At 72.7% G+C, this 22,446-nt stretch carries 22 protein-coding genes, 1 tRNA gene and 1 pseudogene; 15 read left to right on the forward strand and 9 right to left on the reverse strand.

Annotated features, from left to right (window positions below; translation table 11 throughout):
- The first annotated feature begins 30 nt into the window (after positions 1-30).
- Positions 31-558, forward strand: a complete 528-nt coding sequence (locus tag AB0B29_RS00940; RefSeq protein WP_436845764.1) for a GNAT family N-acetyltransferase — start codon at positions 31-33, stop codon at positions 556-558.
- On the opposite strand, the gene AB0B29_RS00945 is transcribed toward AB0B29_RS00940, so the two are convergent.
- Entirely contained in the window at positions 525-2,576 is a 2,052-nt protein-coding gene (locus tag AB0B29_RS00945) for an MDR family MFS transporter (protein ID WP_362232193.1), read from the reverse strand. The two genes, AB0B29_RS00940 and AB0B29_RS00945, sit on opposite strands and share 34 nt — an antisense overlap.
- A 171-nt stretch (positions 2,577-2,747) precedes the next feature.
- On the opposite strand from AB0B29_RS00945, the gene AB0B29_RS00950 reads away from it, so the two are divergent.
- Entirely contained in the window at positions 2,748-3,767 is a 1,020-nt protein-coding gene (locus tag AB0B29_RS00950; protein ID WP_362232195.1) for a peptidoglycan-binding protein, read from the forward strand.
- Positions 3,768-3,884: 117 nt separating this feature from the next.
- Here the strand turns inward: AB0B29_RS00950 and AB0B29_RS00955 are convergent, their stop codons facing one another.
- Positions 3,885-4,544 carry an HAD-IA family hydrolase gene (locus AB0B29_RS00955; protein WP_362232198.1) on the reverse strand — a complete coding sequence of 220 codons (660 nt, stop codon included), beginning with the start codon at positions 4,542-4,544 and terminating at the stop codon, positions 3,885-3,887.
- A 210-nt stretch (positions 4,545-4,754) separates the two neighbouring features.
- Positions 4,755-5,336, reverse strand: coding sequence for a TMEM165/GDT1 family protein (locus AB0B29_RS00960; RefSeq protein WP_053672124.1), 582 nt, complete (start codon positions 5,334-5,336; stop codon positions 4,755-4,757).
- Positions 5,337-5,728: 392 nt separating this feature from the next.
- Here AB0B29_RS00960 and AB0B29_RS00965 point away from each other — a divergent pair, with 392 nt between their 5' ends.
- The 6 genes and pseudogenes from AB0B29_RS00965 to AB0B29_RS00990 all read left to right on the forward strand — a co-directional run bounded on the left by AB0B29_RS00965 (position 5,729) and on the right by AB0B29_RS00990 (position 11,406).
- The gene (locus AB0B29_RS00965) at positions 5,729-6,373 is read left to right on the forward strand and encodes an HNH endonuclease family protein (protein WP_362232201.1); all 645 of its coding nucleotides are present in this window, start codon (positions 5,729-5,731) and stop codon (positions 6,371-6,373) included.
- Positions 6,374-6,450: 77 nt separating this feature from the next.
- Positions 6,451-8,088 (forward strand): alkaline phosphatase D family protein, encoded by a 1,638-nt coding sequence (locus AB0B29_RS00970; protein ID WP_362232204.1) that lies wholly within the window; start codon positions 6,451-6,453, stop codon positions 8,086-8,088.
- Between the two features lie 56 nt (positions 8,089-8,144).
- Positions 8,145-8,547: pseudogene (locus AB0B29_RS00975) on the forward strand (FAD/NAD(P)-binding protein); the annotation flags it as partial.
- 83 nt (positions 8,548-8,630) lie between these two features.
- Positions 8,631-9,083 carry a DoxX family protein gene (locus AB0B29_RS00980; protein WP_362232207.1) on the forward strand — a complete coding sequence of 151 codons (453 nt, stop codon included), beginning with the start codon at positions 8,631-8,633 and terminating at the stop codon, positions 9,081-9,083.
- Between the two features lie 309 nt (positions 9,084-9,392).
- Positions 9,393-9,989, forward strand: a complete 597-nt coding sequence (locus AB0B29_RS00985) for a DedA family protein (RefSeq protein ID WP_344457672.1) — start codon at positions 9,393-9,395, stop codon at positions 9,987-9,989.
- 151 nt (positions 9,990-10,140) lie between these two features.
- Positions 10,141-11,406, forward strand: coding sequence for a phosphatase PAP2 family protein (locus AB0B29_RS00990; protein ID WP_436845765.1), 1,266 nt, complete (start codon positions 10,141-10,143; stop codon positions 11,404-11,406).
- A gap of 88 nt (positions 11,407-11,494) precedes the next feature.
- Here AB0B29_RS00990 and AB0B29_RS00995 read toward each other — a convergent pair whose 3' ends face one another.
- Positions 11,495-11,725 carry a DUF2277 domain-containing protein gene (locus tag AB0B29_RS00995; RefSeq protein WP_234845278.1) on the reverse strand — a complete coding sequence of 77 codons (231 nt, stop codon included), beginning with the start codon at positions 11,723-11,725 and terminating at the stop codon, positions 11,495-11,497.
- A 102-nt stretch (positions 11,726-11,827) separates the two neighbouring features.
- On the opposite strand from AB0B29_RS00995, the gene AB0B29_RS01000 reads away from it, so the two are divergent.
- Positions 11,828-12,724 (forward strand): ketopantoate reductase family protein, encoded by an 897-nt coding sequence (locus tag AB0B29_RS01000; RefSeq protein WP_362232213.1) that lies wholly within the window; start codon positions 11,828-11,830, stop codon positions 12,722-12,724.
- Between the two features lie 51 nt (positions 12,725-12,775).
- Positions 12,776-13,138 (forward strand): hypothetical protein, encoded by a 363-nt coding sequence (locus AB0B29_RS01005; RefSeq protein ID WP_362232216.1) that lies wholly within the window; start codon positions 12,776-12,778, stop codon positions 13,136-13,138.
- A 128-nt stretch (positions 13,139-13,266) separates the two neighbouring features.
- On the opposite strand, the gene AB0B29_RS01010 is transcribed toward AB0B29_RS01005, so the two are convergent.
- Positions 13,267-13,926 carry a DUF305 domain-containing protein gene (locus AB0B29_RS01010; RefSeq protein WP_362232219.1) on the reverse strand — a complete coding sequence of 220 codons (660 nt, stop codon included), beginning with the start codon at positions 13,924-13,926 and terminating at the stop codon, positions 13,267-13,269.
- Positions 13,927-14,024: 98 nt separating this feature from the next.
- Positions 14,025-14,453, reverse strand: coding sequence for a DUF6153 family protein (locus AB0B29_RS01015; RefSeq protein ID WP_362232222.1), 429 nt, complete (start codon positions 14,451-14,453; stop codon positions 14,025-14,027).
- Between the two features lie 75 nt (positions 14,454-14,528).
- On the opposite strand from AB0B29_RS01015, the gene AB0B29_RS01020 reads away from it, so the two are divergent.
- Positions 14,529-14,927 (forward strand): hypothetical protein, encoded by a 399-nt coding sequence (locus AB0B29_RS01020; RefSeq protein ID WP_362232224.1) that lies wholly within the window; start codon positions 14,529-14,531, stop codon positions 14,925-14,927.
- A gap of 80 nt (positions 14,928-15,007) precedes the next feature.
- On the opposite strand, the gene AB0B29_RS01025 is transcribed toward AB0B29_RS01020, so the two are convergent.
- Positions 15,008-15,079, reverse strand: a tRNA-Val gene (locus AB0B29_RS01025).
- 209 nt (positions 15,080-15,288) lie between these two features.
- On the opposite strand from AB0B29_RS01025, the gene AB0B29_RS01030 reads away from it, so the two are divergent.
- The 4 genes from AB0B29_RS01030 (at position 15,289) to AB0B29_RS01045 (ending at position 19,009) form a co-directional block, all read left to right on the forward strand.
- A complete protein-coding gene (locus tag AB0B29_RS01030; RefSeq protein ID WP_362232227.1) occupies positions 15,289-16,116 on the forward strand; it encodes a DUF4097 family beta strand repeat-containing protein in 828 nt (275 codons plus the stop codon).
- Between the two features lie 74 nt (positions 16,117-16,190).
- Positions 16,191-17,627 (forward strand): hypothetical protein, encoded by a 1,437-nt coding sequence (locus tag AB0B29_RS01035; RefSeq protein ID WP_362232230.1) that lies wholly within the window; start codon positions 16,191-16,193, stop codon positions 17,625-17,627.
- A gap of 294 nt (positions 17,628-17,921) precedes the next feature.
- Positions 17,922-18,146 carry an FmdB family zinc ribbon protein gene (locus AB0B29_RS01040; protein ID WP_104780813.1) on the forward strand — a complete coding sequence of 75 codons (225 nt, stop codon included), beginning with the start codon at positions 17,922-17,924 and terminating at the stop codon, positions 18,144-18,146.
- A gap of 56 nt (positions 18,147-18,202) precedes the next feature.
- Positions 18,203-19,009, forward strand: coding sequence for a DedA family protein (locus AB0B29_RS01045; protein WP_362232232.1), 807 nt, complete (start codon positions 18,203-18,205; stop codon positions 19,007-19,009).
- On the opposite strand, the gene AB0B29_RS01050 is transcribed toward AB0B29_RS01045, so the two are convergent.
- Positions 18,930-19,739, reverse strand: coding sequence for an HAD family hydrolase (locus tag AB0B29_RS01050; RefSeq protein WP_362232234.1), 810 nt, complete (start codon positions 19,737-19,739; stop codon positions 18,930-18,932). The two genes, AB0B29_RS01045 and AB0B29_RS01050, sit on opposite strands and share 80 nt — an antisense overlap.
- Positions 19,739-22,378, reverse strand: coding sequence for a phosphoribosyltransferase (locus tag AB0B29_RS01055; RefSeq protein WP_362233858.1), 2,640 nt, complete (start codon positions 22,376-22,378; stop codon positions 19,739-19,741). Before AB0B29_RS01055 ends, AB0B29_RS01050 begins: the two co-directional genes overlap by 1 nt.
- Between the last annotated feature and the right edge of the window lie 68 nt (positions 22,379-22,446).

Consider the following 22,446-nt stretch of genomic DNA (forward strand, 5'->3'; position numbering starts at 1 on the left):
CCGGCGGGGCGGCTGCGGAGAATGCGCTTCGTGATGTGGACCGTGACGCCGGAACCGTACGACTCACCCGTCGCCGCCGCTCTGTGGCGTGCGTACTACACCGAGGTCAGCGATCGCTGGTACCTGCTGCACGAGGGGCGCCGGACCGACCCGGCCGAGCTGGAGCGGGAGATCGCGGCCCGGCCGGGTGCCGATCTCGCCCCGCCGGACGGCCGGTTGCTCGTCGCCCGGTACGGCGGTGAGCCGGCCGGCAGCGCGGGCGTACGGCTGCTGGACGGCACGACCGCCGAGCTCACGCGGGTGTTCCTGTACGAGGAGATGCGCGGCCGGGGCGGCGCGCAGCTCCTGGTCCGGGCCGCCGAGGACGCCGCACGCGCGCTCGGCGCCACCCGGATGATCCTCGACACCCGCGGCGATCTCGTCGAGGCCCGCGGCCTCTACGCCCGCCTCGGCTACACGGAGACCGGACCGCACAACGACGACCGGTACGCGGAGCACTGGTTCAGCAAGGAATTGACCCGGCCTCAGGCCGGCTCCTCCATGGGGCGCACCCGGTAGGGCCGCTCGCGCCGCGATCCGCACAGTTCGCCGTTCAGCTCCCGCACGAGCTGCTCCAGGTCGGCCGGCCGGTCCGGCCCCCACCAGTCGCCGAGCAGCTCGGTGAGGGATTCCTCCCGGGCCTCGGCCAGCCGGCCGGCGACCTCGCGCCCCTCGTCGGACAGGACCATGTCGACGCCCCGGCGCACGGCGAGGCGGCGTTCCTCCGCCTGCCGGGCGGCCTCCATGATCACGGTGAGGGGCAGGGGCATGGACTCGGCGAGCACGCCCGGCTCCACGGAGCCGTAGCGCCGCATCCGCAGCAGCAGCCAGCTCGTCGCGGGCAGCAGGTCGTAGCCCGCCCGGGCGGTGATCTTCCGGTAGATCTCGCGCCGTCCCGCGCGGGTGCCCAGCACCGACAGGGCCCGGCACACCTCGTCGTAGGAGGACCGCTCGACGGGGTTGCTGGCGAGGGTCTCGCTGACGTCGGGTGCGGTGACCGAACCGCGCAGCCGGTCCTCCTTCAGGAACCAGGCCAGCACGAAGCCGAGGAGCGCGACGGGCGCGGCGTACAGGAAGACGTCCGTGATGGAGACGGCGTAGGCGTGCAGGGCCGGCGGGCGCAGGCCGGGCGGCAGGGCGGCGATGCCCCGCGGGTCGGCCTCCAGTGTGTCCACGGAGGTGCCGGGCGGCAGCCGGGCGCCCCGGAAGGCGTCGGTGAGCTGGTCGCCGAGCCGACCCGCGAAGACCGTACCGAAGACCGCGACGCCGAACGAGGCGCCGATGGAGCGGAAGAAGGTCGCGCCGGAGGTGGCCACGCCCAGGTCCTCGTAGGGGACGGCGTTCTGCACGATGAGCACGAGGACCTGCATCACCAGACCGAGCCCGAGCCCGAAGACGAAGAAGAAGCCGCTCAGCTCGGCATCCGAGCTGTGCTCGTCGAGCTGGTGGAGCAGGAGCAGCCCGAGTGTGGTGATGCCGGTTCCGACGATCGGGAACACCTTCCAGCGGCCGGTCCGGCTGACGATCTGCCCGGAGGCGGTCGAGGCCAGCAGCAGACCCAGCACCATCGGCAGCATGTGCACGCCCGACATGGTGGGGCTGATGCCCTGCACGACCTGGAGGAAGGTCGGCAGGTAGGTCATGGCGCCGAACATGGCGAACCCGACGACGAAGCTGATCACGGCGGCGAGCGTGAACGTGCGGACGCGGAACAGCTGGAGCGGCAGGACGGGTTCGGCGGCCCGCTGCTCGACGGCCACGAAGGCGGCGGCGAGGAGGACGCCCAGGACCGCGAGGCCGACGATCTGCCAGGACCCCCATGCCCAGGTCGTCCCGCCGAGCGAGGCGACCAGCACCAGGCAGGTGGCGACGGCGGCGATGAGGAAGGTGCCGCGGTAGTCGATGACGTGGCGGCGCGCCCGGCGCGGGATGTGCAGGACAGCGGCGATCACGGCGAGCGCGACGACGCCGACGGGCAGGTTGACGTAGAACACCCAGCGCCAGCTCAGGTGCTGGGTGAACAGCCCGCCGAGCAGCGGCCCGAGCACGCTGGTCGCACCGAAGACGGCGCCGAACAGCCCCTGGTAGCGGCCGCGTTCGCGAGGGGGCACCAGATCTCCGACGATCGCCATCGACAGCACGATCAGCCCGCCGCCGCCGAGTCCCTGAAGGGCCCGAAAGGCGATCAGCTGAGCCATGTCCTGCGCGGCGCCGCACAGCGCGGACCCGATCAGGAAGATCACGATCGCCGTCTGGAAGAGCCTCTTGCGTCCGTACTGGTCGCCGAGCTTGCCCCACAGGGGGGTGGCGGCGGTCGCGGCCAGCAGATACGCGGTGACCACCCAGGACAGGTGATCCAGGCCGCCGAGATCGCTGACGATCGTGGGCAGCGCGGTCGCCACGATGGTCTGGTCGAGGGCGGCGAGCAGCATGCCGAGGAGCAGGGCGCCGATGGAGACCATGACGTTCCCGGGCACCTGCTCCCGCGGGGCCGTGCCCGGGGGCGTCAGCGTGGTGGCGTTCCCGTCCTCGGCCATCCGACCTCCTGCTGTGTCCCCTGTGTCTTCTGTGACTTTTTCCATCGTGACCGCTGTGACCTGTTATGGCCTGCCGGGCCCTTTTGGAAGCTGCGCTTCCGGGGGCTCCTCGACGGCACTGTGGAGAAGATCTGGATAATCTCTGGAGTTCGCGAGGGGAGGGAGGAACGCGTGGAACCGCCGAACGGCCACCCGTGCCCGGAGTGCGGCGCGCCCAGACAGCGGGGCAACGGCCCCGCCTGCGCCTGCGCAGCCCGGGCCGCCGAGGCCCTGCGCGACGCCCGCACGGCCCAGGCGGCGGCAGCGGAGGACTTCGACCCGCTGCGGATCCGTCCGTACGTGGAGATCGACCCCACCACGAAGACCCCCACCGCCACGTCCCCGGACGACACGACCCACCCGGAGACGGACGCCACCGCCGTGCTCCCGGCCGTGCCGCCCACGTCCGTGGTTCCGGCCTCCGCGGCGTCCGCCGGCACCGAACCGAGCGTCACCGACCTGCGGCTGTTCGACGGGGCGGCGCGCGCGGGCCGCAGCGCGCCGGACGCGGGCGAGACCGGTGGGCGGAGGTCCGGGCGTCGGCGGCGCACCCTGCTGCTCGCCACCGCCGGTGCGTGTGCCGCCGTCGTCGCGGCCGCCGGGTACGCGAGCGGGCTGTTCTCCTACGAGAGCCCCTCCCGCGACACCGCTCTGCCGGACGACATCCGCGCGAGTGTGCCGGACGCCCCGTCGAGCAGCGCGGCAGCCACACCTCCGGAGGGCGGCGCCTCGGCGGTTGCCCCGGCCCCGGCGGCACCACGGCCGTCGCCGTCCCGCACCGGGAGTCCGTCCGCCTCGCCCTCGTCGTCCGCGCCGAGCGCCTCGGCGAGCCCGTCGCAGTCGCCCTCGCCGTCGGCGTCACAGCCGTCCGCCACGGCGACCGGCGCCGAGCAGGCATCCCCGGACAACTCCCGCCAGAAGGGCGGCCCCACCGTCCTGCGCCTCGGCGACCGGGGCCCGGAGGTCACCGAACTCCAGCTACGCCTGCGGCAGTTGTACCTCTACGACGACGACACCGACGGCACCTTCGACGACCGCCTCCGGGAAGCGGTCCGCACCTACCAGTGGTCACGCGGCATCCAGAGCGACGACCTCGGCGTCTACGACCGGGAGACCCGGGCCAAGCTGGAGTCGGAAACGCAGGAGCCGTGACACCCCGGGCCGTCGCGCCGTGACGCCGGGCCCGCCGTGCCGGTGATGGCGTCACGCCGCGCCTCTCTGACGCCGGACGGCTGACGTGCTCGCCGACAGCGGCCGTTCGCCGCGGGCTCAGCCGATGTGCAGGCGGATCGTCCCGTCGCCCGCGTCCTCCACGCGCACCGTCGTGAGGTCCTCGACCACCACGTCCGGCTCGTGGACCGCGGCCCGGGGGCCGACGCCGACCACCGTCATCCCGGCGGCGCGCCCCGCCGCTATCCCGGCTCCCGAGTCCTCGAACACCACACAGTCGGCGGGAGCGATGCCCAGCTCGGCGGCACCCTTCAGGAAGCCCTCGGGGTCGGGCTTGCTCGCCCCGACCGACTCCGCCGTCACCCGCACTCCGGGCAGCTCCAGACCCGCCGCGGCCATCCGCGCCGTCGAGAGCGGCACGTCGGCCGAGGTCACGAGCGCGTGCGGCAGCCCCCGCAGCGAGGCCAGGAACTCCGGCGCCCCGGGGATCGCGACGACACCCTCTGTGTCGGCCGTCTCCTCGGCGAGCATCCGCGCGTTGTCGGCGTGGTTCTGCTCCATCGGCCGCTCGGGCAGCAGCAGCGCCATGGAGGCGTAGCCCTGCCGGCCGTGCACGACCTTCATGACCTCGTCCCCGTCCAGCCCGTGGCGCTCGGCCCAGCGCCGCCAGACGCGCTCGACCGAGGCGTCGGAATTGACGAGGGTGCCGTCCATGTCCAGCAGGAGGGCGCGGGCGGTGAGCACGGCGGTGGCCGTCATCGGCAGCTCCAAGGCTCGGGGCGCGTTCCAGCGCGGCAGAGGGGCTGACGACGGATCGCGACCGGCACGCCCCGGGGGACCAAGGCGGCCCCGCCCGCCGGTCAGGGAAAACGGGCGGAGGCCACTTTGTTCCTCCACGGTACAAAACAAGGCCGCCTTCGCGCCAGGGGCCCCCGCGGGCGTTCACCCACTGTTCAGTCCGCACGGGGCTCAGCCGGTCACGGCCTCCCACAGGCTCCACAGCCCGAGCGCCAGCATCACCAGCGCCGCGATCTGCGTGATCAGCCGCAGCGGCACCTTCTTCATCAGGGCCTTCCCGCCGACGATGCCGATCCCGGCCACCGCCCACAGCGCGAGCACCGCGCCCAGGCCGACGGAGAGCGGGTCGTCGTAGCGGGCGGCCAGGTTGGCCGTCATGATCTGGGTCAGATCGCCGAACTCGGCGACCAGGATGAGCATGAACCCGGCGCCCGAGACCTTCCAGAAGGACTGGTTCTCCGGCTTGCGGACCTCTTCCTCCTCCTCCCCCTTCTTCAGCAGCAGCACCGCTGCCCCGCCCAGGAACAGCACGCCCGTGAGGGCCTGCACGATCTGCTGCGGCAGCAGCGTGAGCACACTGCCGGCCGCCACGGCGAGCACGACGTGCAGCGCGAAGGCGGCGGCCACACCGGCGAAGACGTAGGAGGCGCGGTAGCGGGTGCCGAGGACGAGACCGGCGAGGGCGGTCTTGTCCGGCAGTTCTGCGAGGAAGACGACGCCGAAGACGACGGCCGTCACGGTCAGGCTGATCAAGGGTTCCTCAATCGGTCGGGGCTGCCCCACCGAGAGTGCTGGACCTTCGCACGCGACACCTCGGCACGGCAGCACATCGGTACCCGCGCCGGGAGACGGCACGGGTGTGCACTGCTCTGCCGAAGGTCTCGCTGGCAGGTCCGGGAAAGGACCGGCCTCCGGGCGCCGGCTCAGGCTGGCTGAGCAGTATGTCGACGGTCCGGCGAAGAGCTACTCCCCTTCTGCGCCGTCCATGGTACGGGACGCCCCCGGAGTGAAAAGTTCCGCCTTGAATCTTGTCATGTCATGGCCGCGTCACTAACTTCTCACCGGACGCACATCTGTGTGTCGCACGGCAGCGCGAGCATTCCCTCGCTCGCAAGCCAACACCCCCCTCTCCCCAGGGAGTTCGCATGCCCAGGTTCTACGCGCGTCGACAGCTGAGCGTCGCCGCCGCGGCCGCCGCGCTCATATCCTCCGTGGGCCTCTTCAACGCCCCCACGGCCTCCGCCGCCCTCCCCACCCCCGTGAGCGCCGCCACCGCCCGCACCTACCTCGCCTCACTCACCGTGGCTCCCGAGGACCGCACCGGCTACGACCGCGACCTCTTCCCGCACTGGATCACCCAGTCCGGCTCCTGCAACACCCGGGAGGTCGTCCTCAAGCGCGACGGCACCAACGTCCAGCAGGACTCCTCCTGCGCCGCCACGAGTGGCAGCTGGTACTCCGTCTACGACGGCGCCACCTGGACCGCCGCCTCCGACCTGGACATCGACCACCTGGTCCCGCTGGCCGAGGCCTGGGACTCCGGCGCCGACTCCTGGACGACGTCCCGCCGCCAGTCGTTCGCCAACGACCTGACCCGCCCGCAGCTCATCGCGGTCACCGACAACGTCAACCAGGCCAAGGGCGACCAGGACCCGGCCACCTGGATGCCCTCCCGGACGGCGTACCGCTGCACCTACGTCCGCGCCTGGGTGCAGGTGAAGTACTACTACGGCCTCTCCGTCGACTCGGCCGAGAAGTCCGCGCTGCAGAACCACCTCGCGAGCTGCTGACACGCTGATTCGTGCCGGGACCTCCCCGCCGACCTCCGTCGCTGCGTACCGTACGGGGCGACGGAGAGGGGAACGACATGAGCGCACTGCGCCTCGGACCGCTGCTGAGGTACACCGACGGCTCGTCCGCGACCGTGTGGGTCGAGACGAGCCGTCCGTGCACCGCCGAGGTGCGCTGCGCCGACGGCGCCGGCGGCACGGCCGGCAGCTTCCAGATCGCGGGCCACCACTACGCGCTGGTCCCGGTGACGGGCCTCACGGCCGGTACGACCACGACCTACGAGGTGCTCCTCGACGGCGATCGTGTGTGGCCACTGCCCGGCTCCCCCTTCCCGCCCTCGGCGATCCACGCGCCCGGGCCGGAGGGCGACTTCAGTGTCGCCTTCGGCTCCTGCCGCTGGGCCTCCCCGCCTGCGGGCGGCGACGACCCCGTGGGCCCGGACGCCCTGGACGCCCTCGCCACCCGCCTCGCCGCCGACCCCGAGGGCGAGCGGCCGCACGTGCTGCTGCTGCTCGGCGACCAGGTGTACGCCGACGAGACCTCCGACTCCACCCAGCGCTGGCTGGCGGGGCGCCGCGACCTGAAGGAAGGACCGGGCAACGGGGTCGCGGACTACGAGGAGTACACCCACCTCTACTACGAGTCCTGGCTCGATCCGCGCATCCGCTGGCTGCTGTCCACCGTGCCCAGCTTCATGATCTTCGACGACCACGACGTGATCGACGACTGGAACACCTCCGCCTCCTGGCTCGAAGACATGCGCGCCACCGGCTGGTGGCAGGAGCGGCTGCTGAGCGGACTGATGTCCTACTGGGTCCACCAGCACCTGGGCAACCTCTCCCTGGAGGAGCTGGCGTCCGACCCGGTGTACGAGGAGGTGTGCAAGGTTCCCGACGGCACCGACGCGCTGCGCGACTTCGCCGCCCGGGCCGACGCCGACGCGGCCACGGTCCGCTGGAGCTACCGGCGCGATTTCGGGCGCGTCCGCCTCGTGATGGTGGACAGCAGGGCCGCCCGGGTCCTCGCCGAGGACGAGCGCGCGATGCTCGACCCGGGCGAGGAGGCGTGGCTGCGGGAGCAGGTGCTGGACGGGCCCGAGACCTACGACCACCTCCTGATCGGCACCTCGCTGCCCTGGCTGCTGCCGCACCTGGTGCACGACGCCGAGGGGTGGAACGCGGCGCTGTGCGGTGGTGAACGGGGCGAGCGCTGGGCACGGTTCGGGGAGAAGGTGCGGCGCGGCGCCGACCTGGAGCACTGGTCGGCTTTCCCGGAGTCCTTCGCGGGGCTGGCGGAGCTGATCGCCGAGGCGGGCTCGGGCCGTGACGCACCGGCGACGGTGTGCGTGCTGTCCGGGGACGTGCACCACGCCTACATCGCCGAGCCCTCGTGGCCCGGCCGGGACCCGGACGCCCGGGTCGTGCAGCTCGTCTGCTCCCCCGTCCACAACTCGGTGCCGCTGTCGATGCGGCTCGCCTTCCGCATCGGCTGGAGCGCGATGGCGCGGGGCCTCGGCCGCGGGCTCGCCCGGCACGGCCGCCTGCCGAGCCCGCCGGTCGGCTGGCGCAAGACGGGCGGCCCCTGGTTCGGCAACCAGCTCATGACCCTCACCATGCGCGGGCGCTCCGCCCGGCTGCGGCTGGAGCAGGCCAAGGCCCGCGAGGGGGCGGGCCCCCGCCTGACGACGCTGCTGGACTCCGAACTCGCCCCCTGATCCGGCTGTTGCACCCGTTCGTCGGCGATCCCCTGGAGGCGCCGCTGACGGCGGAGTCGGTGCGTGTGAGAACCCTCATAGAGGCCCGGCTGCCGGGACCGGACCTGCGGCACACCGCCGACGCCCTTCTCACCGGCCTGCTGCGCAGCGGGCGGTGCCGTCCGCCCCCATCGACGGTTATGAGACAGGGGGGTTGGAGGTCACTCCGCAGTCACTCCGCACCCCTGTCGCCTGATGAATCGTCAAGGAGTTGCACACACAAGGCGGTTCGCGATCGGTGTGCCGACAGAAGGCGTGTACTGGGTGACCGCCGTGGGAGCCCGGCCAGGGGTGGATTCGGTCACGCTTTCGGACGCGGATGCGGTGGCGAGAGCCGCTCTACGTGCGGCTGGACCCGAGATCGGGCCACAACGACAGGCCAAGCAGTGGCCAAATGTTGAACTTGCAAGCATCAATTAGGCGCACCTAACGTGGGTTACTCCGCGGTACCCGTCCCCAGTCGGCCTCCCCAGGGCCGGCCAACCGAAGGAGAGACCCCCCACATGACCGCTCGCCTCAACGGCGCCCAGCCGTACGCACTCGGACTCTTCCGGATCGTGATCGGCCTGCTGTTCGCCTGCCACGGCGCCGTCGCGCTCTTCGGCGTCCTCGGCGGTGCGGACGGCAAGGGCGGCACCGCCGCGACCGGCGCCTGGCCCAACTGGTACGCGGCCGTGATCGAACTCGTCGGCGGCATCCTGGTGCTGCTGGGCCTCGGCACCCGCATAGCGGCGTTCATCTCGTCCGGCGCGATGGCGTACGCGTACTTCAAGGTGCACCAGCCCCAGGGCCTGTGGCCGATCGAGAACAGCGGCGAGGGCGCGGCCATGTACTGCTGGGCCATGTTCCTGCTGATCTTCACGGGCTCCGGCGCGTTCGGCGTGGACCGGCTGCTGGCCAAGCGCACCTCCACGCAGGAGCAGCGCTCCGCCGACCAGACCCCGGTGGCCGCCTGAGCCCCGCCGGCCCCCGGCCCCTCGACGCCACAGCGGCGCTTTCCCCTCGGGGAAGGCGCCGCTTCCGTCTGCGGCGACCCACTGTCTGCGGCCCCCACTGTTAGGGCAAGGCGGATACCATGTGCGGATATGCCGACAACTCGGAACAAGCCGAGGCGAGGTGAACAGTCCGCACCGAACGTATGAGCCCCCCGTGAACCGCCCGTCACACCCCAGGCGTACGCTCTATGGCTGTCATGGCCACTCCTGCCGTTCCTCCCGCGCCATCGCGGCACGGGCTGGCCCACGGGGGAGTCCTGGGGAGTCGCGGTGCTGGAGCAAGTGGGGTTGCCGATCGGCAGCCCATGGATCTACGCGGTGGTGGCCTTGTCCGTCCTGCTCGACGTGTTCCTGCCGGTGCTGCCCAGCGGTGTCCTGGTGATCACGGCGGCCACGGCGGCGGCAGCGGGCACCGCGACCGACGTGCCCGACATCCTCGCCCTGACCCTCTGCGCGGCCACCGCCTCCGTCCTGGGTGACCTGGCCGCCTACCGCCTCGCCTGGCGCGGCGGCGCCCGCCTGGACCGGGCGATCTCCCGCTCCCGGCGGCTGACCACCGCCCAGGAACGTCTCGGCGCGGCGCTCGCCCGGGGCGGTGGCGCCCTCGTCGTCGTCGCCCGCTTCGCTCCCGCGGGCCGCTCGGTGGTCTCCCTCGGCGCGGGAGCCGCCCACCGCCGCGCGCGTGACTTCCTGCCCTGGTCGGCCCTGGCCGGCTTCACCTGGGCCGTGTACAGCGTCGCCCTCGGTTACTTCGGCGCCCACTGGCTGGGCGCGACCTGGCTGGCGACGGCGGTGTCGGTGGGAGCGCTGTTCGGCGCCGGGGCAGGAGCGGCGTATCTGATGCGGCGAGAGCCACGGACGTCGTAGTCCGGGCTCCGGCTCACCCCACCCCGACCACCACGACCTGGAAGCGGCTGAGACATTGACGACGACGGCGTCGCGGGAAGCCTCCCGAACGGAACGGATCACCTCGGCCGCGCGCCGGCACCCACGGGCGGTGCTGTGGGCCGCGGCAGGCGTGATCACTCTCGGGTTCCTCGTCGCCCTCCAGATCACCGCGTACCACCTCGGCATACCCGGGCCGATCACCACGCAGGCACGTGAGGTGATCTACGCCCCCAAGTCGGGGTTCCTGCTGTACGCCAGCCTCGCGCTGACGATGGTGGTGCTCACCTGGCGGCAACGGCTCATCGCCCTCGGCGCCGCGATCGGCATCGACCTCGTGTTCCTGCTGGTCCGCTGGGCGACCGGCACCTACCCCGACGAAGGCCACCCGTTCGGCAACGGCGCACTGTGGGTGATCCTGGGCGTCGGCGTCATCGCCCTCACCCGCCGCACCGGACCGGAACGCGTCCTGATGCTGAAGGGCGTGGGGCTCGGCCTGCTGCTGGTGACCGGCCGCAAGACCGGGGACACCTGGCTGCTGATCACGTCGAAGACCCGCCCGCTCGTACTCGACCCGTACATCGCCATGGCCGATCACGCGCTGGGCAACCCGTCGTGGCTGGCGGGCCGGCTCCTCAGGGCGAGCGGCCCGGTCGGCGAGCACGCCCTCGACTACGTGTACGCCCAGCTCGCGGTGGCCGCGGTGTGTGTGGCGCTGTACCAGCTGCGCAACGTGGCGGCCGAGCAGCGCTTCCCACGCCACCACCTGGTGCGCACCTTCCTGCTGATCGGCGTGCTCGGACCGGCCGTCTACATGATCTACCCCGTGGTCGGGCCGATGTTCGCCTACGGCCCCGAGGGCGGGCACTGGGCGGTGGCCGACCTGTGGCCCGACACGCTGCCGCCGGTCGTCACCCCGTACGCGATGCCGTTCGACGGGATCACCCCGCGCAACTGCATGCCCAGCCTGCACACGGCGTGGGCCACCACGATCTTCATCCACTCCCGCAGTGGCCCGCGCGCCCTGCGTCTGGCCGGCACGTTCTGGCTGGTCGCCACCCTCGGCGCGACGCTGGGGTTCGGCTGGCACTACGGCGTGGACCTCATCGCCGGCGTGGTGTTCGCGTACACGGTCGAGGCGGCGCTGCGCACGTACGACCGCGGCTGGGACCGGGCGGGTCTGCGGCTGGTCTGCTACGGGACGGTCGTCTTCGCGGTGCTGCTCGTGTCCTACCGCTTCCTGCCGCTGGAGATGGCCGCGTACCCGTGGCTCTTCGCGCCGCTGCTCCTGCTGGCGATGGGGTCGGTGGTCTACGGCTACCGGCGGACCACCAGGCTGTGGGAGGCAAAGCCCATCCCCGCACCACGCTCCGAACCACAGCCGGAACCGGCGGTCTGAGCCTGCGGGGCTGGGGCCGGGGCTGGGGCCGGGGCTCGGGTCGGGCCCGGAGTTGGGGCCGGGGCTGATGCCGGGGTCGGCCGACCGGCTAGCTCGCTTTCCGTGCCCCGGCTCCGCGGACCTCCAGGCCGTCCAGCAACTCGGCCGTGGCCTGCGCGATCGCCTCCACGGCGCGGTCGAACACCTCCTGGTTGTGAGCGGCGGGGGCGCGGAATCCCGAAACCTTCCGCACGTACTGCAGGGCGGCAGCGCGCACATCCGCCTCGGTGGCCTCTTCGGGCATCGCGGGCGGGCGCAGCGTCTTGATACTCCGGCACATGCCCCCAGTCTCACCCTTCCGGCCCCCGTAGGACAGCGATGCCTGCCATGATCGCTGCGAGGCGGCCACCGTCCCGGGGCCGACCGACGAGAGGAACTCCTCATGGCGAACGCACTCACCGTGGCCGTTCTGGGCCCCGGCGGCGTGGGCGGTCTGCTCGCCGCCCTGCTCTCCCGCACCGGCCACCGTGTGATCTGCCTGTCCGGCGAGAAGACCGCCGAGACCCTGCGCACCGACGGCATCCGGGTGCGCAGCGCCCGCTTCGGCGACTTCACGGCCCGCGTCGAGGCGGACACCGAGCTGCGGGAACCGGTCGACGCGTGCCTGGTCACCGTCAAACACACGGCCCTCGACGCCGCCCTGGGCCGGGTCCCGGCGCCGGTACTGTCCGACGGTCTCCTCGTGCCGTTCCTGAACGGCGTCGAACACCCTGCGGCCCTGCGCGCCCGCTACCGGCCCGACCGGGTGGCCCCGGCAGTGATCCGCGTCGAGTCGACCCGTGTCGCTCCGGGCGAGGTCGAGCACGGCAGCCCCTTCGCGGAGATCGACCTGACCGGCGCCGGCGTGCCCCGGGCCCGCCTCGACGCCCTGGCCGAGGCCTTCGCCGCGGCCGGTCCGGACGCCCGCGTCCTTGCGGACGAGACGGCGGCACTGTGGGCGAAGATGTCGTTCCTGGCGCCGTTCGCCCTGCTCACCACGCGTTACGGCCTCCCCATGGGCGAGGTCCGCACCCACCACCGCGACGAGCTGACCGCCCTGGTCGGGGAAACGGCCGCGGTCAGCCGCGCGTGCGGCGGACCGGCGGACCCGGCCAAGGCGCTGGCCCGGTACGACGCCTTCCCGCCGTCCATGAAGTCCTCGATGCAGCGCGACGCCGAGGCCGGCCGGCCGCTCGAACTGGACGCCATCGGCGGTGCGTTGCTGCGCGCCGCCGAGCGGCACGGGATTCCGGTTCCGGTGACGGCCCGGGTGGTGGGCGAGCTGCGCCCGTTCGCATGAACCCCAGGAAGGAACTCGCCTGCTAAATTCGAACAGGCGTATCATTGGGCTGTGGCTGCGACCTATGACTTTCCGAGTGACCTCCTGGCCGGCCAGGAGGAACTCCATCAGGTCCGGGCCGAGCTGTCGGCCCTGCTGAAGCGGCTCCCGTGGTCGGTGGTGCCACTGGACGGCTTCAGCGACGACAACGGCTGGCGCAAGGTGGAGCGGCCCGCCTCCCCCGGCTGGAGCGCAGACGAACAGGCCGAGGTGGAGAAGCTCCGGCAGCGGGAGCACGAACTCGCGGTGTTCGTCAGCACCCACCGCTACTGGTCCGAACTCGCGGGTTCCGAGCGGGTGGCGGCCCGCTCGGAACTGAAGCACGCACATGAGGCTCCGCCGGAGGAGACCGACGGGGGTGGGGCCGGAGGCTGAGCGGCCCGAAGTCGTCCAGGCGTGAGACGACTTCGGGCTCGCCTTCCTCGCGGATGGACCGAACACGGCGTCCGCCAGCCGTTCGCCGGCTACGACCCGGCCGAAGACCGGCGTCGTCTGCTGCGGCGTTAGCTCTTGCTCGCGCTCTTGCCGAGGAGCTTGTTCATCTCACCGATCTCGGCCTTCTGAGCGGTGACGATGTCGTCGGCCATGCTCTTGGCGCGGCCGTAGCGGCCCTTGCCCTGCTCGGTCCGGGCCATCTCCACGGCCCCTTCGTGGTGCTCGACCATCAGGGTCAGGAACTGCACGTCGAAGGCCTTGCCGGTCAGCCTCTCCAGCGCGGACATGTCCTCGGCGCCCATCATGCCGGGCATACCGGAGTGACCGGCCGCGGAGTGGTCCATGCCGCCGCCGGAGGCCCCGGGGACGTCCTCGCCCCAGGTCTTCAGCCAGCCGGTCATGGTCCGGATCTCCGGATCCTGCGCCTTCTCGATCCGCCCCGCGAGGTCCTTGACCGTGTCCGAGGACGCCCGGTCACCGGCCAGCCGCGCCATCTCCAGCGCCTGCCGGTGATGCGGGATCATGCCCTGCGCGAAGGCGACGTCCTGGGCGTTGTGGGCGCCGGAGGAGGACGGGGTCCCCGTGGGGCTGTGGCTTGCGGCGTCGCCGTGACCGGCGGCGGCCCGGTCCGCGCCGTCACCGCCACAGGCGGCGAGAACGACGGACGCGGCACCCGTCGCCACCACCAGGGCGGCACGGCGCGCGAGGGTACGAATGCTGTTGCTCATGCGTGAACTCCTGCTTCTGCATGGAACTGGGGATGTGCGGACACGACGGAGGCATCACGCCGCGACCGGTCGGTACCGGCCGGCGTGACGCGTGGTGTCTAGATCCGCAGAAGCTGAAGCTCGGCGAGCGAAGGCGGGGCCCGGGCACCCTCCGTATCCACGACGGCATACGCCCGTACGGCGGACTCCCCCTCACCCGCGGGAACCGGGTCGGGAACGAGCGGCGGCACCACCGGGCCCCCACCTACGGCACCCGACGCACAGGTCGCGTCGGCGTGCTGGACGTGCCCGTCACCGCAGTGCCCGTACGGCATGAGCCGGGCCGGGGGCTGGTGCGTCTCGAACACATGGTTCCGGGGCACGGCCGCCTGCTCGGCATGCGCCTGCTCCCCGTGCCCCTGCCCGGGCAGACCACCCCCGGGCGCCAGCCCGTGCATCCCCAGCAACCCCACCAACAGCCCCAGCACGCCCAGCACATGCCACGACCCCCGGACGAGTCGCGGAGCGCGCAGGCGGGGGCTGTTCACCCGCCCATCGTAGAGAAGAGCCCGCAGCAGCCCTTCTATTGCGCCCCGGCGCCCCAGCCGCCGAAGAAGCGCGGCGTGGGCAAGATCGCGGGTCTCGGTTGCGCGGGCAACCTCGCCCTCTTCGTCATCGCCGCCGTCGCCGACGGCAAGGCCGGGGGCGACAGCGCCGAGAAGGCCGAGCCGGCTGAGGACAAGCCCCGGGCCGAACAGTTCAGGGAGTGCGTCGCCGAGAACGGCACGGACACGGAGAAGGCCGCGGTCGAACACGTCACGAAGGTGACCGGCGCGGACAAGCGCAACGACATCCTCGACGCCGCGGAGGTCTTCACCGACTTCAGCGGCGGCCTGATGGGCCCGCACCAGGGCGAGGGCAAACTCATCGCCTCCGCGTTCACCTCCTGCTACGAGTCCAAGAACGGCCTCGTCACGGTGTACGACAAGGACGGCGAGCTCCTCGCCAACGCGAACTACTGACTCCGGCCGCCGGGCCACGGCAACGGGAAAGGCCCTCCAGGGACATCCCTGGAGGGCATCCGACGCACTGTTCGGTCTTGTGGGCGCGGACGGTTTCGAACCGCCGACATCCTGCTTGTAAGGCAGGCGCTCTACCCCTGAGCTACGCACCCGGGTCCCGGACCACGCCCAGGACGAGTCGACAGCCTACATTGCCCGGGGCACGGTCCCGCAAACCCGTATCGCGGGGCCGCGGCGGGCCCCGCGCCTGGGGTTAACCCCACCCACGATCCGGGAGTGGGCCGGATCCCCCCGCGCGCCCCCGGTCCATACGGTCGTAGAGCGCCCCAGGGCGCCCATCGTCCGTCCAGGGGGAGACGTCATGACCACACGCACCGCCGCCGCCCGCGCCACCGCCCTCGCCGGGGCCGTCGTCATGCTCGTCGCAGGGCTCAGCGCCTGCGGGGCGTCCGCCGAGGACGACACGGACCCCGACCACCGGTCGTTCGCCCTCCAGGGCCGCACCCTCACCGTCGACTCCGACGACTCGGCCCTGGAGATCGTCGCCGCCGACGACGGCCCTGCGGGCAAGGTCGAGGTCACCCGCTGGTTCCAGGGCAAGGCCGCCATCGGCACGGCTCCGAAGGCCACCTGGTCCTTGCGGGACGACCGGCTGGTCCTGCGCATGAAGTGTTCCGGCATCGTCGTCGACTGCTCCGCGAAACACCGCATCGAGGTGCCCCGCGGCGTCACCGTCAAGGTCCGGGTCGCCGACGGCAGCGTGCGGGCCCGCGGCTTCCACGACCCCCTGAACATTCGCACCGGCGACGGCTCCGTCCACGTCACGGACACCACCGGCCCCGTCGAGCTGCGCACCGACGACGGGTCGATCCGTGTCAGCGGCGCCACCGGTCCCCTGCGGATGCGCACCGGCGACGGATCCATCCGGGCGGACGTCTCCTCCCGCAACGTCCGCACACACACCGGCGACGGTTCGGCCCGCCTCGAACTCGGCGTCGTACCGGACCGCGTGGAGTCCCGCAGCGGCGACGGCTCCGTGACCATCGCGGTGCCCCGGGCGACCTACCGTGTGACCACCGAGACCGGCGACGGCGGCGTGGAGGTGTCCGTGCCCCGCGACGACAGCAGCGCCCATGTGGTGTCCGCCCGGACCGGCGACGGGAAAGTGACGGTCCGGACAGCGAACTGACCGGCCCGTGTGTTCGTCTTCTACCGGTGGGAGAATGACACCGGGCAGGGCGGACCACAGCACGGGAGAGGGATGTGACGGCGACATCAGGACAGCCGGACTCGCCGTCGGTGCCGCGTGCACACCGCCCGCGTCGCCCCGCCCCGCGTACGCCGGGCCGCCCCCGTCGCTCCGCTTCCCGTACGCCGGGCCGCCCGCTCCGGGACGCGCTCGCCCTGATGGCGCTGCCGCTGGTGGCCGCGCTGGCGCTGCCCGCCGCCTTCGCGGGCGGAGGCACCCGGCGCTGGTTCGGCGGCCGGGCGGAGAACCAGCGGGCCGAGGCCCAGGCGGCGAAGGACGCCGCCGCAGCAGCGTTCTACGAGCTCGACACCGCCCAGCGTGACCTGCGCATCTCGATCGAGACGATCAGCGCCGTCGACGACTCGCCCGCCGCCCGCCGCGCCGTGGCCGACTTCGACGCCCTCGGTCACCGCATCGACGAGGTCAGTCACCGCTACATCGACGCCGTCGACGCCCACGACCTCGACCGCGACGACCTGGAGGCCTCCGCCGCCTCCCGTGCCCGGGCCGAGCTGACCGCCGCCAAGGAGGAACTCGGCCGGGTCAAACAGGAGCTGGACCGCTTCACCGACGGCCTCGGGCCCCTCCTCGGCAAGGCCGAGACCCAGCTGGCCCGTCTGGCCCCCGCGATCGAACGGGCCCGCCAGGCCCTGCTCGCCGCCTCCGGCGCCCTCGACTCCGTACGCGCCTCCGGGCTCAGGGCGGACGATCTCGCCGCCCGGCTCGCCGCCCTCTCGCCGGAGCTGACCAAGCTGAACCAGGGCGCCGGACAGCACGGCGTCCCGCAGACCCTGGAGCGGGCCGCGCGGGTCACCCGTGAGGCGGAGGCGGTCCGCGTGGAGGCCGAGCGGCTGCCGGACCGGGCCGCCGAGATCGACCACCGCCTCGTCTCCCTGCGCACCCGCGCCCAGGCCCTCACCACCCGCTCCGGGCAGGTCGAACCGACCCTGAGCGAACTGCGCCGCCGCTTCACCGCGGCCTGCTGGCAGGACCTGCAGCACGTCCCCGACTCCGCCGCCGAGAACGTCCGCCGGGCCGAGACCAAACTGGCCGAGGCGCGCACCGCCCGGGGCGAACAGCGCTGGGCCGACGCGACGGCCCTGCTGGCGACCGTGCGGGCGCTGCTGAACAGCACCGACGAGGCCGTCTCCGCCGCGGGCGACCGGCTGCACCGCCTGAACGCCGTGCAGAAGGACCCCGAGCAGGAGATCGACCGCACCCGCTTCGCCATCCGCGACGCCCAGCGCCTCGCCATGGCCGGCCGCAACACCCCCGACCCGCGCCACGCCCGGCCCCTGGACGACGCAGTGGCCCGCTTGGACCGTGCCGTCGCCGGTCTCGAGGGCCGCCACCCCGACTACTGGCACTTCCTCACGGAGACGGAAGCGGTCCGCCGGGCCGTGGCCCACGTGGTCTCCGAAATCCGCGAGGAGCGAGGGGCCGGCCACTGAGCGTCCGAGCCAGGGCCCGTCGAGCCGCCCGGCCGACCGCCTGTGACGGAGTGTGAGTCCGGCGACCGGTCCGGCCGTCCAGTCGCGCACCGGGCTCAGTGCCTTCCTCGGGTCCGACTTCCCGGCCGGCGAGCTGCCGGCGAGCTGCCGGCGATCCAGCTCGGCCCTGCGCCTCTTTCGGCTCACGCCCTCCCCTCACATCGCGGGCAGACGCCCAGGTGTCGTCTGCCACGCCGTTCACGCACGCGTGAAAGCGCGGCCGACGCCTCAAGGTCCGCCGGTTAACCTGGTGGCATGCCTCGCTACGAGTACCGCTGCCGGACCTGCGGCGACACCTTCGAACTCAGCCGTCCCATGGCCGAGTCCTCCGACCCCGCGGCCTGCCCCTCCGGGCATGACGACACGGTGAAGCTCCTCTCCACGGTCGCGGTCGGCGGCTCGGCCTCCGCCCCGGCACCGGCGCCCCGCGCGGGCGGCGGCGGTGGGGGCGGCTGCTGCGGAGGCGGCTGCTGCGGCTGACGCGGCTGCCGGGTTTCCTCAGGAGTCCTTCAGCTTCGGTTCCCTAGCGTGGTGGCATGACAGCCATCGCAGCGGACGCCGGGCCGCAGTGGGTCAACGACCTGATGGACGCGCTGGGCGCGCCGGGTGCCGGTCTCGCCATCGCCCTGGAGAACCTGTTCCCGCCGCTGCCCAGCGAGGTGATCCTGCCGCTGGCCGGGTTCGCCGCGAGCAGCGGCAGGATGAGCCTGCTCGCGGTCCTGCTGTGGACGACGGCCGGCTCGGTGATCGGCGCGCTCGCGCTGTACGGGGTCGGCGCGCTGCTCGGCCGTGACCGGACGGTGGCGATCGCGGCCCGGCTGCCGCTTGTGAAGGTCGCGGACATCGAGAAGACCGAGGCGTGGTTCCTCAAGCACGGCACCAAGGCCGTGTTCTTCGGCCGGATGATCCCGATCTTCCGCAGCCTGATCTCCGTGCCGGCGGGCGTCGAACGCATGCGTCTGCCGGTGTTCCTGGGCCTGACCACCTTGGGCAGCGCGATCTGGAACACGGCGTTCGTGCTGGCGGGCTACTTCCTCGGCGCCAACTGGCACACGGTGTCCGACATCGTCTCCGCCTACTCGAAGGTGGTCCTCGCGGTGGCGGTGGTGGCGGTGGCGGCGTTCATCGCCGTGCGGTTGTTCCGACGCCCTGAGGGGACGCGCCCCGAAGGGGCGCGGGGCTCTGCCGATATGCGGCTCCGCCGCGGGGCGCGACCGGCCACGACGGCGCCGCACCCGCACGACGACCAGGACACCCGAGTCCTCAGGCGCCCCGTACTACCCCCAGAAACTCCCGCAGGATCCGCTCCCCGGCGAGAACGCCCCGCTCGGGAAGCACCCTGATCGAGGGAGCCGTGAAGCCCGTGTCGGCCAGCTCCCCGTGGCCGGGCCGCCAGCCCCGGTCCGCCGCGAGAAGCAGGTCGGTATCGAGCAGGGAGTCACCCGCGGCGAGCGTGAGATCGGCCCCGGTCCGCCGCGCGACCTCCCGCATCGCCGCGCTCTTGGTGAGCGGCTTGGGAACGGCGTAGATCTTGCGGCCCTGGAGGGACACGGTCCAGCCGCGGTTCTCCGCCCACACGGCGAGTTCCTTCACCCAGTCCTCGTCGAGCAGCTCGCGCTCGACGACGAGGTAGGCGAAGAGGTCGTCGGCGACGCGGTGCTTGCGCACCCAGACGGGGTCGGCGGTCCTCAGGAGGTGCTCCTGCACCTCGGCCAGCGGCGCGCACTGGTCGGCCAGCCGTGCGGTGACCTGCGCGTGCCAGTCGGGGTCGGACACGCCGTCCACCAGGAGGTGGCCGCCGTTGGCGCAGATCGCGTACGTGGGCGCGGGGCCCGGCAGGTTGATGCGCAGGTACTGCTTGCGCGTCCGGGTGGTCGTGGGCACGAACACGGCGGCGTCGCCCAGGTCGGTGAGCAGCCGGGCGGCCGTCTCCGTCATGTACGACAGCGGCTTGCTCTCGTGCACCTCCACGCACAGCAGCCGGGGCGCCCGTGCGTCCGGCATGGTCAGGGCCAGGGCCGCGGCGGAGTAGATCAGGGTGCGGTCGAGGTCGCTGGCGACGATTGCGGGCATCAGAGGGCCACCGCCTTGCCGTCGGCGCCGGTCGCGCCCCGGGTGTACTTGGGATGGATCAGGCCGACGCAGGTGTAGGGCAGTTGCTCGACCTCCTCGACGGGCACGCCGCGTTGCCCGGCCAGCAGGCGCACGTGGTCGAGGTCGCTGCCCGCCCCGGCGCGCGCCAGGACCTTCCAGGGCACGCGGCGCAGCATGACCCGGGTGGTCTCGCCGACGCCGGGCTTGACGAGGTTCACGTCGTGGATGCCGTACTCCTCGCTGATGCGCTCGACGGCGGCCCAGCCCTCCCAGGTGGGCGAGCGGTCGGCCGCGAGGAGTTCCTTGGCCTGGGCGACGGCCGCGTCGGCGACCTCGGGGAAGCGGGCGGACACGGCGTCCAGGAAGGCCACCGAGACGTCGGTGGCGGCGAGTTCGCGGTAGAACTTCGCGCCGTGGAAGTCGTGCGGGCCGACCAGGTCGGCGCGGAGCACGGTCCGCGAGATCAGGCCGGAGACCGTGGAGTTGAGGCAGGCGGAGGGGATCAGGAAGTCCTCGCGGGTGCCGTAGGTCCGCACGCAGGAGCCCGGGTCGGCGAGGACCGCGATCTCGGGGCTGAAGCCGGTGATGCCGTCGGACTTCTCGAACTCCTCCAGGGCCTGGGCGAGTTCGCGGGTGATGGCGCCCTTGCCGGTCCAGCCGTCGACGAAGACGACGTCCCGGGGGTCGTGGTGCTCGGCGAGCCAGCGCAGGGCGTTGGCGTCGATGCCCCGGCCGCGGACGATCGACACGGCGTAGTGCGGCAGGTCGAGGCGGTGCCGGTGCTGGGCCCAGCGGCGCATGAGGATGCCGACGGGGGTGCCGGCGCGGGCCAGGGAGACCAGGACGGGACGCGGGGACCGCTCGGCGAGGACCGTCTCGGTGACGACGCCGACCGCCTGGGCGATCCGGGCCGCCGAGTCCTCCAGCGCGGCGTGGTACAGCTCCTGGTACTGCTCGCTCGGCTGGTACTCCACGGGCAGCGACTCCGCGTAGTGCGCACCGCCGCTCTGGATCGCCTCCTCGCGCTCCTCGGTCGGCGCCTCCAGCGTCACGTCCGAGAGGTCCTGGAGCAGCCAGCCGACCTCCTCGGGCGCGTACGAGGAGAAGTGGGGGCCGCGGAGGGGCTCGGGCAGCATGCGGGGCCTTTCAGGGGCGTACGACGGTACGACGGCGAGGAGGACCTCGGGGGTGTGCGCGGCGAGCCGGGCCAGCAGGCCGTCGGGCGCGTGCAGGGCGGGGGTGTCCGCGGCGGAGTCGACGACGGCGACGACGGCGTCGAACCCGGCGCCCGCGACGTTGTAGGCGTACCGCTCGCCGGGGCCGTCGGCGGGGTCGTCGTGGGCGGGGAAGGCGAGGCGGGTGCGTATGGCGTAGCCGGGGTCGTCGACGGCCAGGACGGGTGAGCGGGTGGTGGTGGAGTAACGGACCTCGAGGCCGGTGTCGCGCTCCAGCTCGCGGGCGAGCCTCAGCGGGGCGTACATCAGCTCCTCGAAGCCGAGGATGTGCACGCGGCGGGCGCTGTGAGGCAGAGCGTGCGCCAGGCGGCGGGCCATCGCCGGGAGGGCGTCCTCCAGGAGCTCCCGATGCGCGGGGGTGAACCCGTGTCGCCCGCCGTCCGGCAGGTCATGGGGCCAGTGCAGGTCGATGCGGGTGACGCGGGGGCTTGTGCGGTTCTCGTCCGGGTGCGGGCCGGTGGGGGCTGTTCGCGCAGTTCCCCGCGCCCCTGAGGAGTTGACCTCCTGGTCGGCTTCGACGGCAACGCCCTTGTCTGGGGGCGCGGGACTGTGTTGATATGCGGCTCCGCCGCGGGGCGCGACCGGCCACGACGCACCCGCAGACGACGACTCACCCCCCGCCGCCGCACTCTCCGACTCGTACCGCGCCACCAGCTCCCGCCCCTTCTCCAGCACCCCCTCAGGCAGCCGCACAGTCCCCGAAGCCGCCGTGACCAGGTCGACCCGGGCCCCGATCTCCCCGGCGAATTCCGCGAGGCGCCCCGCGTCCGCGGGTGACCGCATGTCCACCAGCGCCACCACGACGTACCGCCGCCGCGGATACCGCGCGTGAAGATCACGGACAGTGTTCAGCACCGTGTTGCCCGTGGAGAACTCGTCGTCGACCAGGACCAGTGGTCCGTCACCGGCCAGCAGGGCCGGGTCCTCGGGCAGGAGCAGGTGCGAGGTGGCGTGCGAGTGGGACTCCTCGAAGCCGCCGGCCGGGTCGAGACCGGCGATCGGGCGGCGCGTGGAGTGCAGGTAGGGGGCGAGGCCCAGCCCGTCGGCGACGCAGTGGCCGAGGCCGGTCGCGGTCTCCGCGTAGCCGAGGACGACGGCCCTGCGGGCCTCGTCCTCGCCGAGCAGCTCACGCACCCGGCGGCCGAGCTCCCAGCCGTAGCCGTACACGACGGACGGCGACTGCGGTACGTGCTTGCCCAGCACGTTCGACACGAGCAGATGGGCCCGCTTGGGATTCCGGCGCAGGGCGAGCCCCAGCAGGCCGGTCAGCCCGTCGTCGCCGACGAGCTCGACGCCGAGCCGCTCGGCGACCCAGTCGCCGGACCAGACGCCGTCGGCCTCGTCGGCCGCCCCGGCCGGGTGGGCCGCCGCATCGGCGCGCACCTCGTGGTGCTCCCCCTCGTTCACTGCCTTCTCCGCCTTCTCCGTCTTCTCGGCATGCTCATGAATCC

The sequence above is a fragment of the Streptomyces tibetensis genome (assembly GCF_040647715.1).
In the GTDB taxonomy this organism is placed as follows: Bacteria; Actinomycetota; Actinomycetes; order Streptomycetales; family Streptomycetaceae; genus Streptomyces; species Streptomyces tibetensis_A.

Excerpts from the sequence above, each read along its gene's own strand:
- AB0B29_RS00995 (WP_234845278.1), bottom strand. The coding sequence starts at position 11,725 with ATGTGCCGGAGTATCAAGACGCTGCGCCCGCCCGCGATGCCCGAAGAG.
- AB0B29_RS01050 (WP_362232234.1), bottom strand. The coding sequence starts at position 19,739 with ATGCCCGCAATCGTCGCCAGCGACCTCGACCGCACCCTGATCTACTCC.
- AB0B29_RS01040 (WP_104780813.1), top strand. The coding sequence starts at position 17,922 with ATGCCTCGCTACGAGTACCGCTGCCGGACCTGCGGCGACACCTTCGAA.
- AB0B29_RS00970 (WP_362232204.1), top strand. The coding sequence starts at position 6,451 with ATGAGCGCACTGCGCCTCGGACCGCTGCTGAGGTACACCGACGGCTCG.
- AB0B29_RS01000 (WP_362232213.1), top strand. The coding sequence starts at position 11,828 with ATGGCGAACGCACTCACCGTGGCCGTTCTGGGCCCCGGCGGCGTGGGC.
- AB0B29_RS00965 (WP_362232201.1), top strand. The coding sequence starts at position 5,729 with ATGCCCAGGTTCTACGCGCGTCGACAGCTGAGCGTCGCCGCCGCGGCC.
- AB0B29_RS00980 (WP_362232207.1), top strand. The coding sequence starts at position 8,631 with ATGACCGCTCGCCTCAACGGCGCCCAGCCGTACGCACTCGGACTCTTC.
- AB0B29_RS00955 (WP_362232198.1), bottom strand. The coding sequence starts at position 4,544 with ATGACGGCCACCGCCGTGCTCACCGCCCGCGCCCTCCTGCTGGACATG.
- AB0B29_RS01045 (WP_362232232.1), top strand. The coding sequence starts at position 18,203 with ATGACAGCCATCGCAGCGGACGCCGGGCCGCAGTGGGTCAACGACCTG.
- AB0B29_RS01030 (WP_362232227.1), top strand. The coding sequence starts at position 15,289 with ATGACCACACGCACCGCCGCCGCCCGCGCCACCGCCCTCGCCGGGGCC.
- AB0B29_RS01010 (WP_362232219.1), bottom strand. The coding sequence starts at position 13,926 with ATGAGCAACAGCATTCGTACCCTCGCGCGCCGTGCCGCCCTGGTGGTG.
- AB0B29_RS00945 (WP_362232193.1), bottom strand. The coding sequence starts at position 2,576 with ATGGCCGAGGACGGGAACGCCACCACGCTGACGCCCCCGGGCACGGCC.